The organism is Methanospirillum hungatei JF-1, assembly GCF_000013445.1.
GTDB lineage: Archaea > Halobacteriota > Methanomicrobia > Methanomicrobiales > Methanospirillaceae > Methanospirillum > Methanospirillum hungatei.
Genome location: NC_007796.1, coordinates 344,478 through 361,879 on the forward strand (window position 1 = coordinate 344,478; position 17,402 = coordinate 361,879).

Sequence of the window (17,402 nt, forward strand, 5' to 3'; positions counted from 1 at the left end):
CATCACATCCCAAATACCGTTACCTGTCTGCCTTCATGTTCAATCGTATCAGTAAAGATCCTCTTCTCCCAGCTCTTTCCTTTCTTCCGGTCATATATGAGCAGGTATACCTCTTCTGCTCCAAATCGGTCAGCATACCTGGTCACCTGGTCAAGGCCTTTCTGAATCGTTGCTTCCCGTGAACCATACACAATCTTGCATTCGATGACAAACCGCTGAAATGTATCGTCAGGCAGATGCCAAAGGATAAAAAGATCGGTCCTACCTCTGCCAAGTCCATATTCCCGCGTAATCTGTCCGCCTCCGTTTATTATCCGCTGTAAAAATGCCTGAAGGAGTAACTGAGGGCCGGCTTTTCGATAGGAGAACCTTTCGAGCCAGGATTCACTGTGCTCCCGGAAAAACTGCTGAAACTCCTGAAGAAGTTTTTTCATCTCCAGTCTGCCCCTGGAATCAATATACCATGCAGGTTTTTTTGTAATAGTAAGCTGGGTTGAGTATGTGAGAATTCTGGGTATTATCTCCTGATATATAGGATTTGAGATTCGAAGCTGGCCTTTGGTTGTAATAATTCCCAGATCCTCTGTGTACCAGATGTCATCTTCCGGAATCGTTTCAGGTCCGGATTCACCACATAATATAGGTTCAATAACTCTCCGGACACGCTCTTCCTGTAATTTATCCACCAGTTGGTCTAGGTGAGTCTCCCTCCTCTGGATGAGATGTTCTTTTGCCTCCATAACCATGGACTTACGTACCGGATTAGATCGGTTCTTCCCCTCTTCTATTTTGAAACAGATCTCATATGCAAGAGCATTAACCAGCCAGGGCTGACCCTGTGTCAGGTTCCAGACAGAGGATAGGGCTTCTTCTTCAAATATCTGCCCGGTCTCTTTGGTATGTTCAAGAAGCAGAGTTCTGGTTTCTTCTTCAGTAAAATTTCCAAGCCGTAAGGATTCGGCTTTGACATTAAATGCACTTCCACCGGTGATTATTGCCTTATCTTTATCTGAATGAATCCGGTAGTCACGGACGTCACGAACACCACAGAGGATGATTGATGATGGGAACGACGCAGGTCTTTCAGTGTAACCAGATCGAAGTTGCCGAAGAACTGAAATAAGAGTGTCACCAACCAGGGCATCAATCTCATCAATAAGAACAACGACCGGAAGAGAGATCTTTTTGCATATATCTGATAAAACCATTTTAAATGCTGCATCAGGACCATATACATCAATATAATGATTTATCTGATCCCTTAGTGATGCGTCCTCTATCGTTAAATCAGTCTGAAATGCAAGTTCGCTGATTATTGCTTTCATTCCTCTCCCAACATCACTTCTTGCAGTCTGTCCGGTTTCCACATTCATATAGAATGTAGCAAATTTCCCATCACGGTTCAAATATTCCCGCAAAGCCAGTAGACATGAAGTCTTTCCACTCTGCCTTGGTGCATGCAGAACAAAATACTTCTCCTGATTGATGAGATTGAGTATTTCTGGTAGATCAAACCGGGAAAGAGGAGGAAGACAGTAATGTTTCTCACACTGTACAGGCCCGGCAGTATTGAAAAATCTCATCGTACGTAGCTATTCATCCTGTAGTCAAATAACTTCTCCCGAAGATACAGATCCATCTGCCGGTTTATGATAATTCCTGAGCCCCCGGCATCATCCCTGCCATCAGCATCCGGGGGTTAATGTTCACCGATTACTCACTATTGTTCCTGATAAAAAGAGAAATAAATATTATTCCGTAAGGTGTACGAGTGCGATCACGATTCTGCAGGATCCGATGAAGGTTCCCCAATGCCAAACAATCAATCCCTGGATATGTGTGAGATGGTATCAGAGATAGCACACCCACACATAATTATTTGATGTACGTATAGAAAAATATTACGATTTTATATAAAATTATTATTAAATGCCTGCTTCTCTAATTTATATGAATGAATCATAAAAAACCGGGGTCTTCACCAGATCTCTTCTGGAAAGAGGGTATTCCGAATGAGTGTATGTTGCCGGTTTTGATTGATTACATGATTTACTTCAGAAAACGGGATATTCATTAAAGAACACCATTTTCTTCGGACATGGGTTTGGCTCACGAAAATTATGTACCTATGCCAGGTCAGGAATCCATCCGGCAGGATACGTTCTGGCAGGGGGGATCTATTCAGACGCTGAAACTGTTCTTTCACAGAAATATCTCTCACAAATACAAAAAAATCCGTGTTTTTTCCCGGTTTCGATAAATAAATTATATCCAGAAACCCGTCTTGTCGTCTCTCATTTCGGTACTATTCTGTATGCTATGCGGAAGGGAAGAAATAAACTTGTGCTTCGGGAAGGGCCTGAATCTTTAGATATCCATATTCATCCGGATTTGCATGAAGAGAGTTACTCATTACTTTCACAACTCAATTCCCCGACATTCATTCTTCATGGATCAGGTGATCTGGATATACCGGTCAGTAATGCATTTTACCTGGAACAAAAATTGAGACAAAATATTGAGCATGTTACCAGATCAGTCCTGCTTGATTGTGATCACTGGTTTCGGAGTATGCCTTATGATACGATGAACCGGCTTACTGAACGCCTGGATGGTTCCTGTATTCACAATAGCATAGACAACCGGTTGTATCAATGTCTGTCAAGGTTTATCTGGGGACATTTGCAATCAGAAAAGGAGAGGTTATTATTGACTGAGGGTTCCGATGATAAATTTATAAGGGCACCTTCTTTTTCTTTTTCTCTATGAGAACGGTTGTTTTAATATATGGAGTCCTGTATGGATTGAAAAAAACGGAGTACATTGCATGATCTCGATATTTAATCTACTATGTTTTTTGGTTGTTTTATCCGGAACACCGATACATATCATAATCACATCTGATTGTGGAAATTTGATTCAGACGGAGTACGATCTGCCTGCACCCTTATTCATCAGGTATAATTGGGAATTAATGGCATATAACATGAGAATACTGATGAATCCAAAGAATCTTTCTGCTGGAATTGAAAAAGGGAAAGTCCTTTATCGGCTGGGTCGATATGATGAAGCAATACAGGCATTTGATGCAGTAATTCGTATAGATTGGAAAAATGCTGATGCATGGTATGAAAAAGCACTTGTTTATTCGTATATGGGTTGCGATGAAGAAGTAATCCAAGCCTGTGATAGATCTCTTCAGGTTAATCCGGAAAAGCCTGAAGCATGGTTTTTGAGAGGGCTTTACCTTTCAGTCCTTGATAGATGTGATGAGGCGATACTGGCGTATGATAAAGTTCTTCAGATTAAACCGAATTCTACTTAGGCATGGCACAATAAAGGTTAGAGATATGAGAGGATGGGTCATTACGACAAAGCAATTACTGCCTATGATTCAGTTCTTCGAATTCACCCGTATGATGAGCTGGTACAGAAAAATCGTGAGAAATTAATAAGGGGCCTTGAAAATAAATTCTTCATTTCATGAATGGTAAGTCTTATCCGAGTAAGTGTCAATGGCGGTTTATTTCCCCCAATCTCGTCGGGATCAAATTCCCCAGTTAGGGCGGAATAAATAACGCCTGAGTTGGGGATTTTTACACCGCCGTTGACAACAATCTGATATAATTGCTTATATCGTTTAATTTTTATGATAAATTTTAATAACTTAATACATATTTTGAAATATTCTTAAGTCGTTTATTTATGCTATGTCTGTATTTACAACTGAAAAGGATCAGAAAAATCTGGTAATAGAGAAACTGGCAGAATTTTTTTCAAGTGTAGGTGTGAAAAAGGAATCGGCCGTATCTCCGGTTGTCGGGATCATGCTTATGATTACAATTACCCTGATACTTGCTGCGATAATTAGTGGTATGACCGGGGGAATTGCACAGAAACAGGAGAAACCGCCTCAGTTGTTATTTGAAGCGTCAGTATTCATTAATTCAACGGGAAAAGATAGTTTTTTGGATATAAGAGTAGTTTCTGTGAGTCAGGGTATCCCTACGCGGGATTTGAAATTAGTTACTGAGTGGAGAGGTGATGGTGAACCAAATAGGACTGTGATTACCCCATTATCAAAAAATGTTGATAATGAATTTACCTATCCAGTAGGATATGAGCCGGGTGGTTTAAATCCTAAGGATTTCGGCAACTTTACTTTACTGGGGGGAACCCGTATGAGTGCAAATAGTACCGATATTAAATATATGGATGCAACTCTGAAAAATTGGAAAAATATTCGGGATGGAACGACAGTAAGAATACAGTTCATACATGTTCCCAGTGGGGCAATAATTGCAGATAAAGAGGTAACAGCGGAGGTCATAAATCATGAATAATGAAGCGGTTTCTCCGGTTATCGGCGTCCTCCTCATGCTGACTCTTACTTTGATTATTGCTGCGATAGTTAACAGTTATGCAGGCGGTCTCGTGGATACCGAACCGAAAGCTCCTTCAGCTACCTTACAGGTAAAATATAGTCAGAGTGGTGGGATGGAGATCCGGCATGTGAGTGGTGATCCAATTCCAACATCATCAGTTAAAGTAATTGTTCGTCCATCTGAAACAATGGGTAGAAATGCAATTCAGAATGCTTCTGAAGTACAAAAAGAATACATTACCGATTTAGATGGATTGAATTCATGGGCTTCAGGGATTACTTCGTTTAAAGTTGGTGATGTTTCATATATTAGTCCAACCGATCTTGATACAATACAGGCTAAAATCGCAGAAAAAGATAGGCTAAGTAATCCCGACAATCCTGGAAATACCTCTTATTTAGAATTCTACTATAAAAATTCAATGATATCCAGAAATGAAGTATTAATTGAGGAATGACCAAAGATTTTTTTTATCTAATAACCACAAATCCTATTTTCCTCTTCATTAAAAATGAAAAGAAAGATTCCAAAGATTTATCGTCAAATCCGGAATTTTATTTTCCATTAACAATATTGGATTATTTGGTATTGTAAGAGTAAATGAATTATGATCCCAGATAGCATTTGTCCAGGGAATAGAGCGATAGAATGTATCATTGATTGTGGAGTCAACTCCATAATTAACTGCACTATTTGAAGTATCAAAAATTATTTTCTCACTAATGTTGAGTGGAGCACTGTACTGTTTTACTTTTTTAAGATCTACAATAAAACTTCCGTATCCATTTCCGCTGTAGGAGCGTTTTTGTAAGGGATTTTCAATGTTAATGATATCTATTATAATGTTAGTAAGATTATTCTGGGATTCTGATAATTTTATTCGAGGTAAAGACATATTATAGTAATTATTCCTTGTTTGTTGTATTTTTTCATCTGTATCTGAATATATTAGACTCGTTTTTCGATTTCCCTTAGTAATGTAAATAATCCCATCTTCCCATTCGTAACCCTGGTTAATCCAAAAATTCCCTATTGGACGGAAAATAATTTTTGACTGGTTAATTTCTGAATATTGAGAATAAATAATATGATCATCCTTATTTTTCACCTGAATATTAATTGTATATAATGGATTATCTTGTACAGATGTGTTTACTTCTAAATATCCAGAAGATTTTACTGGTGAAAAAAACACATCACCTCCGCCAAGTTGAATCGGTTCATTCATCGTCATATTTTGCCGAAATGTCAGGATTTGAAGGATATCTGATGAAATTTTTAAAAAACTTTGTTCCACGTTGTGAAGATGCTCAATCTCTGCCTGTTGTTTCAGTGATGGGATATAATATGCATTGAGAACAGAAATGAAGGATACTACAATCATCAGGAGTAACATAAAGGCAACAACCGGTGAAACAGCGTTATCTTTCATGGCTGGGGTACACCTGAAAATATTATTGAATTTTTCGCAACAAAATCAATTCTAGCATTTTGAATAACACCACTAACAGTAATATGGTCTCCCAAATCGAAAACAGGTTTATCATACATAAAACTTATTTGCCTTCCATTTTGGAGAATTCTAATATCAGTAAATTTTATCCAGTCACCTCCCTTATGATAAAAAGTCACATTATTATTCGTAATCGGACTCATCTTTATATTAACTGTCGGAACCCGATCCTCAGGTAACTGGTTCATCAGACTTATCGTCACAATCGGCACGAGGATTAACACGAGTGATATCATTAAAACTTCACTCAGGACTGCCGAAACAGCAGGTTCTTCTCTCATTACACCCCTCCGTTTGCTGCTGCATCTGCCGCAACCCTGGCCGCTTCGGCTGCAATATCCAGCTGATATGGAATAATAAAAACAAATAACACAAAACATCCAAGGACAAGAAGAATAGCATGCTTTAAACCAGCCAGAACACTGTTCGCAGATAACTGTCCGGCCATAAGGCCGGAAAAAAACCCAAGAACCAACCCGATCCTGAACATATCGGTCAGGTTTCCGGATGTATCAAATGAGATATTGAAATTCGTAAAAGATGATACAAAGGAGACATTCAGGGAATAAGCGGTATACATATAAATCCCTACGGCCAGGTACACAATCATCACGTACGTGATCGCAATATTAAACCGGTCCTTCTTTAATTTCAGATAATGCTCGAAATCATTGATGGCAATAATCAGGACATCCTTGATATAATCGGTCACCTCGCTTGCCTTGACCAGGAGTGAGATAGCACGTTTGACTGATACCAGTCCGATTCGATCTTCCATCCTGACCAGGGCGTTAATGGTTGTTGCCCCTCTCCTGATATCCTCTGATGTCATGACCAGTTCCTGTGAAAGCACCCCGAGTTTTGAATTGGAGATCAGACTGATGGCCGTCTGCAACGTAACTCCCACATCTTTCATATCTACGAGCTGACGGAGAAATTCCGGAGTATGAGATTCTACACTGTTCACAAACCAGCTTCTTCCTTCATATGCAAGAGAGGGTGGAGCCAGTGAAAATATTATGAGCAGACTTATGAATGCTTCCAGAGACATCCCCGGTATCCATTCATTCAGATAACCCAGGTAATAGAGTGCAGATACAATTCCGCCACACACACATCCAAGTGCTATTCCATAATTATAATCGGAAATATATGCACGTGCCGGATTTTTCAGTAAATTCTCCAGTTTGAATCGCTTTCTCTTTGCTTCAACCCTCTTTAAAAAACTCTTGTCAACCTTTGAATATTCCTCTTTCCCTATCATTACATCGGAAAATTCAGATTCCTCTCTAGGTTTCCTCGTAATATCCATTTTAATGGAGGGGAGCATCAAGTATAGGATGTAAATCATCCCTATTGATCCAAGAGCAAGACCGATGATAATCAGCGGCATATATCCGGCAAGATCGGATTTTCCTCCCAGGTTCTGTGCCACAATGATAATGATCATCGTGATAGGTCCGGCCACGAAAGCCGTTACATAGACCTCCGCCATCACCTCAATCGTTTTTAATATTGATTCCAGTTCACGAGCTGCAGACTCCCTGAAATATGCAGACCGGGATGAGAGAAAATTTGTCACGTCTCCTCCACTGTTTGAGAGAAGAAGGAGATCATTTAAAAATTCTTCAAGATTCTTCGATGGGGTTACTTTTTGCAGGTTTCTGATAGCGGTATACAGATCATCACCAAAGACCTCTACGTCTCTGACAATGAGCCCGAATTCCTTTCCCACCTCTCCAAAAAGATCATCAGCCTCGTAAATCTTCCGGATGACATTATATAATGTCATAGTCGTGGAAAGGGCCTGCATATATGTGATTGCATAGGGAAGATCAAGATCGATAGAGGATTTTCTCCCTGTGGCAACTGTCTGTGGATAGGTGAAAATGCCAATGATAACACCAGGTACGAGGAGGACAAATGCGATAAGGATTGTATAGATATTGGCCATTCCTGGAATGAGCTGGACATCATCAGGTAGAGATAGTATATAAATGGTCAGAATTGCAAAAATACTGACTGATGCTATGCTGCATTTGAGTAACAGTAAAAAATAGGAATATTGTGAATATGGAAGATGAGCTGCCCGGATATATTTTCGAATATTGGTTCCTTCAAGCCATGCATCCACCTGCCGGGGAGATATGAACATCATGCCATCCTCCGCAGATCAGAGATCATCTGAATGAGGATTTCAGGATCGGTACTATATTGATTGCGGAGTTTGGAAAGGAACGATGCACGAAGATTCAACTGGAACTGAATCTCTTCATCGGTCCAGTTATGCATGTACTGAATCGTCTGTAAAGTTTTGGATTTTTTAAATACTTTTTTAAATGAATCTTTTTTCGGATCATATTCATACAGGGTATTCCAGTTAACCTTGTCACCTTCTCCAAGAACAATCTCGTGAATGGCATCACATCGCCGGATCATCCTGCCGGCACGGTAATGAAATGTCTGAATAACCATAAGGTTTAGAGCACCAAACATAGCCGGAGGGACATTTATTGGCTCGTTTGTTAGACGGTTCAATGCCTCTTCGATATTTCCCGCATGAAGGGTAGATAGAGTGGTATGGCCTGAGTTCATCGCCTGGAACAGGGTCTGGGCTTCACTCCCTCTCACCTCTCCAACAATGATGTATTCCGGCCGCTGACGAAGAGATGCCTTCAGCAGGTCGAAAAGGTCCACGCTTCCCCGATCATTAAATGAATTGCTCACTCTGGTCTGAACTGGGAGCCAGTTTTTCTGGGGGATTTGAATCTCCCTGGTATCTTCAAGAGAGACGATCTTTGAATTATGAGGAATAAAAAATGAGAATGCATTCATTGCTGATGTTTTACCACTGGCAGTTCCCCCGACAACAATAAGACTCTGACGATTTTCAAGAGCAAGCCAGATAAATGCCAGAAGTTCGTTACTATACGTCCCGAATGCAAGCAAAGTCGCTGGGGTCATCGGGTCGGATCTGAACTTACGAATTGTAAAAGAACTACCCTTTGTTGAAACGACATCAGAATACGTAATCTGGGCACGTGACCCGTTCGGGAGTGATGCATCAAGGAGGGGTGATGTAAGTGAAACCTGTTTATCTGCTTTTTGTGAGAGTTTTAGAACGAACCGATTGAGTTCTTCCGATTCAAATCTGATAGATGTTGGGATACTTCCGTAATACCTGTGATGAATATACACGGGAAGATCATGGCCGTTACATGAGATATCCTCAAGAAGCTCATCATACATCAGAGGATCAATCTTCCCATACCCATTCAGATTGCGTCGGAGATAATAATAGATAACTGAGAGCCGATCATCGTGAATTTTCGGATCATACGTCCTGACAATCTTTGCAACTTCACCATATTCGAGGAAAAGATCTCCCCGGGATACCGGTTTGTCATATACCAGTACATCACGGAGTGTTTCGTGTGTCTCTTCAAGAATGATTCTCTCACGGGGAGTAAGTTCAGGTTCAATAACCCGGTACAATCGCTCCTTGTTTTTGTCCTGTAAGATGACTGCATATGCATGCGGCTGGTAAAGCCAGTATGCTTCCTCTGCAATATCATCATCTCTGGCAGGAATATTCATGACCGATGGAACCTGAAGAACATCAGGAACCGGGGCTTCGTCCCGGCTGGGCTTTTCTTTTCTTTGATAACCGGATAGGGAAAACCCTTTCAAACCCTTTTTTAGAGGATTCAGGAGACGGAAAAATCCCTGCTCCTCTTCAGAGTATTTTACCGGTTCATTAGGTGAAGGTAAAGATTCGGATGATTCTTTTTTAAGGTCACGTTCGAAAATTTTTGAAATCAGAGCATCAATACGCTCATCTGGTTCGGATTCTAGTGTGTGAGTGATCTTCGGAACAGATACCCTTTGATTCTTTTCAGGTAATGGTTTTTTATTCCCGTTTTTCTCTATTTCTATCTGGTAGTAATGACCTTTATCATCCCTGATTCTGGTAAGGAAAACTCTCTCTCCCATTTTAAATTGTAGGGTGATTTCATTTTGAGACGGGTCATAATCTTTCCCTGAAGATTTAATTAAAAAGGTTGCAAATCGGTTAATATCTGATCTATTTGGGATGACGGAGGTTTCTGTTTCTCCAAGGGTTTTTTTGTGCCATACCTTAACCGATTTTCCGGGGTGGGTGCAGAGAATTCTAGTAATGTTTGGGTCAGCAAGAATAACCCGAATCCATTTTACAACATCCTGTCTGAAAGTCAGGGCTGTATACAGAAGATGGTGTTTTCGGTCCGGAATATCCGGATAATTCGTATGTAAAAATCCTGAAAAATCATTTTCTGATATCCTGAATGCACCCTCATGAAACGTCTGTAAACCGCTTTTCTTTTTTATATATTCTATTGATGCCTGTATTGCACTTTTTTCATGATCACTCAGGGGAATGATGGATATCTGGTAAAAAAACCGGTCAGGAGGTGATACGATGATTGTGACTTCTATCATATCATGATAGAGATGATATGAGGAAATGATCCTATCAGGAACAAGACTCCGGGTGTCTGAAGAGGGTTTTTCAATAGTAATAATCAAAGGGGTTTTATTCTTTTTCTGCCCTGAAAAAATTATTTTCAAACCCGTTCGGAGTTCGACTACGTCTGGGATAGTATCATAATCAAACGGGCGAATCGATCTGTTACAAAATTTTTTTACAAGTATTCGAATTTCATCCTCACGAAGATGAAGGGAGGTGGAAATGGTCTCATATGTGTCGTGGGTTACATGTACCAAGCCATCCGTTCCATTGATCGCTATTGAACTGATAAAAGGATCATCAATGAGAGGTTGAATCGGACCAAATCCCCTGGAATCTCTGAATATATAATACTCAAATAATTTGATCTTATCCAGGGATAATGATGGATATAATTTTGAAGTTTCAAGGGCGAATTCATGAGAAAAGTTTTGGACAAACTGCTGATTTCTCTTTTTATCCTGAAATAAGCGGGAAAAATGTGAACGCAGGAATTTGATCCGTTCAGAATCGTCTCCCATGAGTTCTGGTTCCTTTACCTGGTATTCATAGAATAATGGACCGGTCTGAATTATTGATATAATTACCTGAGTTCCTGGGATCTGATACTGGGAGGCTAACATTGGAGAAAAATCTCCACATTGTTTACTATCTATCCCGTCCATAATTTTTCTATGATGGTATGCGAATAATTTTTCACTATTAATATTAAAAAATATAAAATCTTATTAATTTTTCAATTATCAAATTTTTCTATAATACTTAGTTCTATGAATTCAAAAGAATTATGATTAATCATCTCAATATACATATCATTGAAAGAATATTTCTCTACAAGTTATCTAATAAATTATTTTTTAATTAAGAAAAATTTTTTGATATAGAAATATAATGTATACCATTACAGAGATGCTGTGAAAAAATATTGGGCAAGACTACGTTCTTGTATTCCTCATGTATAGGTATGGCGGGTATACTAATCATTGATGATGCGGATGAAGATCTGAAAAGAGCCAGGGAAATTCTGAGCCAGGCTGGATATCGGATCAATGGCATAGCAAAGGATGGAGAATCAGGTCTGCAACAATATTTTGAGAGATCTCCAGAACTGGTAATAATTGATCTGATTCTTCCTGGCATGAATGGTATTGATCTTCTGCAAAAGATGCGGGAAGCTAATCCATCAGCCCGGATTATTCTGTGTACTTCTGCAGGTCAGAGTCCGGTTATTGATCTGGCGATGAGATCTGGTGCGAATGGCTATGTCGTTAAACCCTATGATCCGGAGATATTACTCTCTGCAGTACGGAGAATACTGGGCAGTCCCGGATAACTTATTAATTCCCTCCTTCGATTAGTTCTTTTTGCTGATATACCTTGTATTTACTATTATCAGAGAAATTTGAACTTATAATTTCATAAAAACCAGATACTGTGCTCAGAACAATCAAAGGGAACTTATGAATGAAAGTTAGCTCAGTTCATGCAATGGAATGGGCCGGTGCCAGGATTTGTACGAGTGATAATATGAGTGCTGCTCTTAAAGACGACGCTCTGTCCGTGCATGAAATGGCTGGTAGTATTGGTTTTAGGGCACCCGCTCCCAGATGAAGTAACCCACTGCATATAATTGTATATCTCTACTGATATTAATATTATCTATTCATACTTAAAGATTAATTGTAATACTTAATTCAACACATCCATCAATTATCATAATCTCTTTGTTGTTATCACTCTGAATCAATCATTATCCCAGGGAATGGGTGACTCGCATTCCTTTATACAGAAAAGACATAATCTCCCAGTGAACATATGACTTGGGTACCTGATATGACAGACAATACCATTCAGGGCAAACGTGACCCTGAGTATCTCATTGAGATGTCAGAATATCTGAATGCCCTTGCAAATCCGGTCCGGCTGCAGATCCTCTCCTCTCTTGAAACCCGGCCCATGGAACTCAAGGAGATCGCCGCTATAACCAGGACCAGCTATGAAAATATCAGGAAACATATTGACAAACTCCTTCTGGCTGGTCTTGTTAGAAAAGACGCCGGCATGAGCTCAGAGACTATGACCGGAATCCACCCGGTATGGAAATATTCACTTGCACCAGGCGGGATGGAACAGATCATAACGAACCTTTCGATGTTCTCAAAAGTATCGTTGATGATCACTCATACAGATCTTGCGACACAACTGAGTACTCTCCGAAAAGACATTAGCACACAATTTGGAGTAACTTCACCCTGTCTCTATCTGACAACCGGACCTGAAGAAGGCAAGGTTTTTTCTTTGAATGGTGATAAGATACCTCTTGGCCGGGTTGATCCAACCGATATGAGTTTTTCAAAGATGCAGAGTAGTGTTGTGATGCTGAGTTCGGAGTATAAATCAGTCTCCCGTATCAGCCGACCTCATGCACGTATCTACCATGGAAATGTATGGGAGATAGAAGATTGTGGCAGCACATCCGGAACCTTTGTCAATACCGAACCTATTTCACCACATACCCGGCGAACAATAACCGACGGGGATCTCATCATCCTTGGAACCGGCAATATGTCGGCACGGTTCCTCTTCATCACCGATTAAATAAAAAAATACTACCTGAAATGATATGATTACAAAATCCATTCTCTACAATATTTTTATTTTTATCAGTCTCCTTATCGTTCTTGCCGTCCCTGTATCCTCTGAATCCTTAAACACGGATCTTGTTTGGAAAAATAACGATTTCATAGATAATATCGGTAACAGATCTCCCTATCCTGAATCCGGAACTTTTTACCCGCCACAGTTTACTGGTGGAAGAGGGGTCCCGGAACCTGAACCTATACGCCTTCCTTTCGAGAGCTGGCAGTTACCGGCCGTGTCCATAGGAGTGAGTCTGATTATTCTGATCATCATGCTCATTGCCGGATTCTCAATCGGGGGACAATATCACTACTCATCTTCCAAAAGGGCGGGAATCATGATGATAATCTGTCATATCATCAGCGCCAGTCTCATTGGTGCTTTTATTTTTATATTATATGGGCTGGGGTCGTTTGAAGGTGGAATTGATCCGTTTATACATACCATGTATGCAACGTTTGGCATCCTGTTTTATCTTGCTCTCTCATCGATAATTCAGGCAGTATCGCTGTTCAGAACCCGTCCCCTTGTTCCCCTGCACCAGGCACACATCCTCTTCTCCGTTATAGCAATAATTCTCCTTCTCTCAGTCCGCATACCCGTAAACTTCGCACTACAAGTAAATATTGTGACCGCTCTGACGATTATTACTCCTGGTGCTGCCTTCTCGCTTATTACCACCCATTTCATTCATAAAAAAGAAGGAACCGGTCTTGGAACCAGTCATGATAAAACCATCACCCGTTCTCTCCCCCTGGTATCTGCTGAGCTCCCCCCCTCATTTCCTGAAAGATTAACCTCGAAATATCATGACATTTCTGTTATTGGAAGCGGGGGGATGGCGATTGTATATCGTGCGATAAGAAATGCTGACGGGAAGACTGTTGCGCTTAAAATTCCATTCTCTGCTGATGAAACAAGTGGAAAGACCTTTTTGAATGAGATGTCAGTCTGGCGGGATCTTACGCATCCTCACATAGCACAAATTACTGATCAGAACATATTCCCGGTTCCCTATGTTGAGCTGGAGTACATCCCAAGATCCCTGAAAGATATTACGCTTCCCGTATCTCCTGGCAGGGCTCTTACTATCATCCGGCAGATAGCCTCTGCTCTTGCGTATGCTCATGAGAATGGAGTTATTCACCGTGATATTAAACCGGGAAATGTCCTGATCGCGGATGACGGAACGGTAAAACTTACCGACTGGGGTCTTTCCCGGTTGATTGAACGGGTTGATGATACGAGAAATACCAGTTTCTCATTGTTTTATGCAAGTCCTGAACAGTTATCCCCGGAAAAATATGGAAATGGTGATCAAAGAACGGATATCTATCAGCTGGGGATACTTTTGTATGAACTGATCTGTGGGACGCCACCGTATGGGAGTTCGAATATTGGAGAGTTATTTACCAGAATTCAGAAGAATGAATATATCCTCCCTTCAGAAGTGAATCCTGCATTAAAATTCTGCGATGAAATTGTTTCCAGGTCATTGCAGGCTGATCCTAACCTGCGATATCAGAATGTAAAAGAGTTTATTGCAATGATAAATCTCATCTCGGAATCGTAAGAAAAAATTATGCTGGCATCTCCTGCATTTCAAACGCTTCCCCGACCCCTGCTTTCAGGCTGCTTGCAGATACTGCATAGGTTTTACCGGTATAGAGTATCCCGTCCAGCATCCCGCTTTTTGTATATGTCCCTCCTTTGAGTCGTTCACAGGTGGGATCACCAGAGCAGGAAGTAACATCCACCTTGGGATTGCTGAATGTTATCGTAAGGATAAGTTGATCACGTCCGGTTTTTCCCCCGGCGGTTTTTGAAGAGAAGATCATGCATTCGTTATCATTGCATGGATTCCATCTGATCTCATTCCGATCTCTGATAAATTCAATATTCTGTTCCTGTCTGACCATACCGTTTTTTGAAGACTCTCCTTCTTTCATCAGGGACACGCGGAGTATATCATCGTCTCCCAAATCTGTCAGATGAAATGTAATGACGGAATTATCTGCGTCATGAGTATCTGCCGTTACCGTCCCACAGAGAAAAACGATACTGAGCAGGAACATTCCCAGGAGAAGAATTCTTTGATAGAATCCCCTTTCAATATTGGTGAAAATCATAGATGGTTTCCTGTATTTATAATGATTTGATCATTGGTACTGATAATGAATGATGAACCAGATGGTTGGATATTGTACTTGCTGGTTTCGTGATATTTATCTCTATTCTTATCCGATACGTGGTGACTGAACATCAGATCTTCGGCATTCGATGGTCTGAATCAGGAGATTGAGTATGAAAAAAGCATCGAATATCATCGTTTCTTTGATTATCACACTGGTTCTGAGTGTGATGATCTGCAGTGTTTTTGCAGAGGATACACATGCAGCACCTCCAAATGGACATCCGAATGGTGGCTTTGACAAAATGGTTCAGAACCTGAGTGAACAGGGTTTTGATGTATCAAAGATCCAGGCTGCCATTGACAGTGGTGATAATGATACTGCCAGAAAACTCCTCGATGAGTTCTATGCTGCACACCCGGAAGCGAAACCCAAGCGACCGGAGATGAGTGCAGAGCAACTTGCAAAGATCATCCAGGAACTGAAGGAAAAAGGAAAGGATGTAACAGCAATTGAAACTGCTCTTGCAGGTGGAAATACAACCGCTGCTCAGAGTCTCCTTGACGAGTTCTGGAAGAATAACCCTGGTGAACGCCCGGCCCCTCCGAACCAAAGTGAGAAGCCACCACAGTAGGAATGGCGTTCTCATCCGGACCATATTTCATTTTTGGAAATAATTATGACAGCATGGTTTGACCCACGCATCACGTACAAATCAGATACCATTTGAACACTATTTTACAAATATAATTCACATGATTTCGATAACTCCTTTCGTCATGCGAACCAGAAATAATGAGAGAAAATATTTCAGGCATCACATTCCCTGAGGTCTTTTATGAATGAGCTACATATTATACCGGTTGTTCAAAATAAAAAAAGTTATAAATGGATTTCAAATCTTTCTGTAATCGCGATTCTGCTGATTATGCTCGCCGGTGTCATGACATGTTCTCAGCCGGTGCTTGGAGCTGCGACCAATGAGACTATTGATGCTGCCGGACGAATTACCGTAACTGACGTTGTTATAGAACCATCTGTGTTAATGACCGGTGATGTGGGGCTTATTACGTTTACCGTGGAAAATACCGGCACTTCGAATGTTGCTATTACTGATGCCCAGCTTATCTCAAAGGAGATTGTGGTCCTGAATAGCGATGTCTATAAAAGCAGCAGGACAATCGGTGCCGGAACAAGGACAAAATTTACCTTTACCATTCTTGCCAACCAGCCTGAGAATATCTACTATCCGGCATTTTACATCAATTATAAGGATGCGGGAAGCCTTCGATATAATGTTCCCATCCGGGTAGAAGAGCCCCAGATTGCGGTATCAGTATCAGGTATCCCCCAGGTATTTACGAGTGGCGTAACCACACGACTCACGCTCCTGCTTGGGAATGCGAAAAGTGTAAACATGACCGGGATTACCATTATCCCATCCGGAGATGGTATCCAGTCCAACCGGAGTTCAGCATTCATCGGAGATCTGCCTCCTCATTCTGAAAAAGCAATCCCCTTTGAGATAACTCCCTCAAAAGAGACTGACCTCACCTTTAACATCAGTTATACCTGTGGAATGAATGCCCATGAAACATCGTATACCATTGCTATTCCTCTAGGCACCGATAAACTTGCAGCTGATCCCATCATAAACAATATTGAGGTGACATCTGGGTCTGGCGGGAATACGATCACCGGAGATGTATCAAATGCCGGTCTTTCGGATGCATATGGTGTTATTGTTGCGTTAGAGAGTGCTGCCGATGAATCCGGAAACCCGAATCAGAAGTATGTTATCGGGACTATCACATCCGGGGACTTTGCAAGTTTTGAGATCACCGTTCCTCAAAACCTGAAATCTGTTCCTCTCGTCATTTTATACAAGGATTCATCAGGAAATCAGTTCTCGAAGAACATCTCGATTGATACAAACCAGGTCAATGGCGGATTTGGTTCTGCAATGAACGGGGCTTCTGGCGGGTTTTCAGGGGGTGGCAATCCACCATCAGGAGCTCCATCCGGGCAGGCAGGAGGGTCTGGTCCGTCTGGCAGGTCAAACCCCATGAATCCGTTGTCTGGGATGGGATCAGGACTGAATAGTCTACCGGTCATGGAAATTTTATACGGAATTGGCATTCTGCTGGTTATTGTAATCATCTGGAAGATATGGAAACGAATGACCAATGGACGGAAAATTAAGATCAGTTTCAAATGACCGGTGA

General features: G+C 40.9%; 16 protein-coding genes. 10 read left to right on the forward strand and 6 right to left on the reverse strand.

The window, feature by feature from the left end:
* Positions 1-2 precede the first annotated feature (2 nt).
* On the reverse strand, positions 3-1,583 hold the full coding sequence (locus MHUN_RS01585) for an ATP-binding protein (RefSeq protein ID WP_011447371.1): 1,581 nt from the start codon (positions 1,581-1,583) through the stop codon (positions 3-5).
* 736 nt (positions 1,584-2,319) lie between these two features.
* On the opposite strand from MHUN_RS01585, the gene MHUN_RS01590 reads away from it, so the two are divergent.
* From MHUN_RS01590 to MHUN_RS17050, 4 genes are all read left to right on the forward strand, one after another.
* Positions 2,320-2,769 (forward strand): alpha/beta fold hydrolase, encoded by a 450-nt coding sequence (locus MHUN_RS01590; protein WP_011447373.1) that lies wholly within the window; start codon positions 2,320-2,322, stop codon positions 2,767-2,769.
* 205 nt (positions 2,770-2,974) lie between these two features.
* Positions 2,975-3,325, forward strand: coding sequence for a tetratricopeptide repeat protein (locus MHUN_RS01595; protein WP_011447374.1), 351 nt, complete (start codon positions 2,975-2,977; stop codon positions 3,323-3,325).
* A gap of 385 nt (positions 3,326-3,710) precedes the next feature.
* Positions 3,711-4,343 (forward strand): type IV pilin, encoded by a 633-nt coding sequence (locus MHUN_RS01600; protein WP_011447375.1) that lies wholly within the window; start codon positions 3,711-3,713, stop codon positions 4,341-4,343.
* Complete coding sequence (locus MHUN_RS17050; RefSeq protein ID WP_011447376.1) at positions 4,336-4,842, forward strand: type IV pilin N-terminal domain-containing protein; 507 nt, start codon at positions 4,336-4,338, stop codon at positions 4,840-4,842. Before MHUN_RS01600 ends, MHUN_RS17050 begins: the two co-directional genes overlap by 8 nt.
* A 48-nt stretch (positions 4,843-4,890) precedes the next feature.
* On the opposite strand, the gene MHUN_RS01610 is transcribed toward MHUN_RS17050, so the two are convergent.
* From MHUN_RS01610 to MHUN_RS19365, 4 genes are read right to left on the reverse strand one after another with little or no spacing between them, the layout of a single operon-like run.
* Positions 4,891-5,817 (reverse strand): hypothetical protein, encoded by a 927-nt coding sequence (locus MHUN_RS01610; RefSeq protein WP_011447377.1) that lies wholly within the window; start codon positions 5,815-5,817, stop codon positions 4,891-4,893.
* A complete protein-coding gene (locus MHUN_RS17055) occupies positions 5,814-6,179 on the reverse strand; it encodes a type IV pilin N-terminal domain-containing protein (protein WP_052288786.1) in 366 nt (121 codons plus the stop codon). The genes MHUN_RS01610 and MHUN_RS17055 overlap by 4 nt, the downstream gene beginning before the upstream one ends.
* The gene (locus MHUN_RS01620) at positions 6,179-8,056 is read right to left on the reverse strand and encodes a type II secretion system F family protein (RefSeq protein ID WP_011447378.1); all 1,878 of its coding nucleotides are present in this window, start codon (positions 8,054-8,056) and stop codon (positions 6,179-6,181) included. The genes MHUN_RS17055 and MHUN_RS01620 overlap by 1 nt, the downstream gene beginning before the upstream one ends.
* The gene (locus MHUN_RS19365; RefSeq protein WP_239441553.1) at positions 8,053-11,070 is read right to left on the reverse strand and encodes an ATPase, T2SS/T4P/T4SS family; all 3,018 of its coding nucleotides are present in this window, start codon (positions 11,068-11,070) and stop codon (positions 8,053-8,055) included. Before MHUN_RS19365 ends, MHUN_RS01620 begins: the two co-directional genes overlap by 4 nt.
* A 299-nt stretch (positions 11,071-11,369) precedes the next feature.
* Here MHUN_RS19365 and MHUN_RS01630 point away from each other — a divergent pair, with 299 nt between their 5' ends.
* The 4 genes from MHUN_RS01630 (at position 11,370) to MHUN_RS17065 (ending at position 14,618) form a co-directional block, all read left to right on the forward strand.
* Positions 11,370-11,738 carry a response regulator gene (locus MHUN_RS01630; protein WP_011447380.1) on the forward strand — a complete coding sequence of 123 codons (369 nt, stop codon included), beginning with the start codon at positions 11,370-11,372 and terminating at the stop codon, positions 11,736-11,738.
* A gap of 131 nt (positions 11,739-11,869) precedes the next feature.
* Positions 11,870-12,016, forward strand: a complete 147-nt coding sequence (locus tag MHUN_RS18870; protein ID WP_158498128.1) for a hypothetical protein — start codon at positions 11,870-11,872, stop codon at positions 12,014-12,016.
* Positions 12,017-12,238: 222 nt separating this feature from the next.
* Positions 12,239-13,003, forward strand: coding sequence for an FHA domain-containing protein (locus MHUN_RS01635; protein ID WP_048067706.1), 765 nt, complete (start codon positions 12,239-12,241; stop codon positions 13,001-13,003).
* 25 nt (positions 13,004-13,028) lie between these two features.
* The gene (locus tag MHUN_RS17065) at positions 13,029-14,618 is read left to right on the forward strand and encodes a serine/threonine-protein kinase (protein ID WP_011447382.1); all 1,590 of its coding nucleotides are present in this window, start codon (positions 13,029-13,031) and stop codon (positions 14,616-14,618) included.
* Between the two features lie 7 nt (positions 14,619-14,625).
* Here MHUN_RS17065 and MHUN_RS01645 read toward each other — a convergent pair whose 3' ends face one another.
* Positions 14,626-15,174, reverse strand: a complete 549-nt coding sequence (locus MHUN_RS01645) for a hypothetical protein (RefSeq protein ID WP_011447383.1) — start codon at positions 15,172-15,174, stop codon at positions 14,626-14,628.
* A 175-nt stretch (positions 15,175-15,349) separates the two neighbouring features.
* Here MHUN_RS01645 and MHUN_RS01650 point away from each other — a divergent pair, with 175 nt between their 5' ends.
* Together MHUN_RS01650 and MHUN_RS01655 are read left to right on the forward strand one after the other, a co-directional pair.
* On the forward strand, positions 15,350-15,811 hold the full coding sequence (locus MHUN_RS01650) for a hypothetical protein (protein ID WP_011447384.1): 462 nt from the start codon (positions 15,350-15,352) through the stop codon (positions 15,809-15,811).
* Between the two features lie 204 nt (positions 15,812-16,015).
* Positions 16,016-17,395: a COG1361 S-layer family protein gene (locus tag MHUN_RS01655; RefSeq protein ID WP_011447385.1), complete on the forward strand. Its 1,380-nt coding sequence runs from the start codon at positions 16,016-16,018 to the stop codon at positions 17,393-17,395.
* Positions 17,396-17,402 lie beyond the last annotated feature (7 nt).

Bases quoted from the DNA above. Each gene is read 5' to 3' on its own strand.
- MHUN_RS18870 (WP_158498128.1), top strand. From the start codon at position 11,870: ATGAAAGTTAGCTCAGTTCATGCAATGGAATGGGCCGGTGCCAGGATT.
- MHUN_RS01645 (WP_011447383.1), bottom strand. From the start codon at position 15,174: ATGATTTTCACCAATATTGAAAGGGGATTCTATCAAAGAATTCTTCTC.
- MHUN_RS01635 (WP_048067706.1), top strand. From the start codon at position 12,239: ATGACAGACAATACCATTCAGGGCAAACGTGACCCTGAGTATCTCATT.
- MHUN_RS17065 (WP_011447382.1), top strand. From the start codon at position 13,029: ATGATTACAAAATCCATTCTCTACAATATTTTTATTTTTATCAGTCTC.
- MHUN_RS01600 (WP_011447375.1), top strand. From the start codon at position 3,711: ATGTCTGTATTTACAACTGAAAAGGATCAGAAAAATCTGGTAATAGAG.
- MHUN_RS01590 (WP_011447373.1), top strand. From the start codon at position 2,320: ATGCGGAAGGGAAGAAATAAACTTGTGCTTCGGGAAGGGCCTGAATCT.
- MHUN_RS01585 (WP_011447371.1), bottom strand. From the start codon at position 1,583: ATGAGATTTTTCAATACTGCCGGGCCTGTACAGTGTGAGAAACATTAC.
- MHUN_RS01620 (WP_011447378.1), bottom strand. From the start codon at position 8,056: ATGATGTTCATATCTCCCCGGCAGGTGGATGCATGGCTTGAAGGAACC.
- MHUN_RS01655 (WP_011447385.1), top strand. From the start codon at position 16,016: ATGAATGAGCTACATATTATACCGGTTGTTCAAAATAAAAAAAGTTAT.
- MHUN_RS01630 (WP_011447380.1), top strand. From the start codon at position 11,370: ATGGCGGGTATACTAATCATTGATGATGCGGATGAAGATCTGAAAAGA.
- MHUN_RS01595 (WP_011447374.1), top strand. From the start codon at position 2,975: ATGGCATATAACATGAGAATACTGATGAATCCAAAGAATCTTTCTGCT.
- MHUN_RS01650 (WP_011447384.1), top strand. From the start codon at position 15,350: ATGAAAAAAGCATCGAATATCATCGTTTCTTTGATTATCACACTGGTT.
- MHUN_RS01610 (WP_011447377.1), bottom strand. From the start codon at position 5,817: ATGAAAGATAACGCTGTTTCACCGGTTGTTGCCTTTATGTTACTCCTG.
- MHUN_RS19365 (WP_239441553.1), bottom strand. From the start codon at position 11,070: ATGGACGGGATAGATAGTAAACAATGTGGAGATTTTTCTCCAATGTTA.
- MHUN_RS17050 (WP_011447376.1), top strand. From the start codon at position 4,336: ATGAATAATGAAGCGGTTTCTCCGGTTATCGGCGTCCTCCTCATGCTG.
- MHUN_RS17055 (WP_052288786.1), bottom strand. From the start codon at position 6,179: ATGAGAGAAGAACCTGCTGTTTCGGCAGTCCTGAGTGAAGTTTTAATG.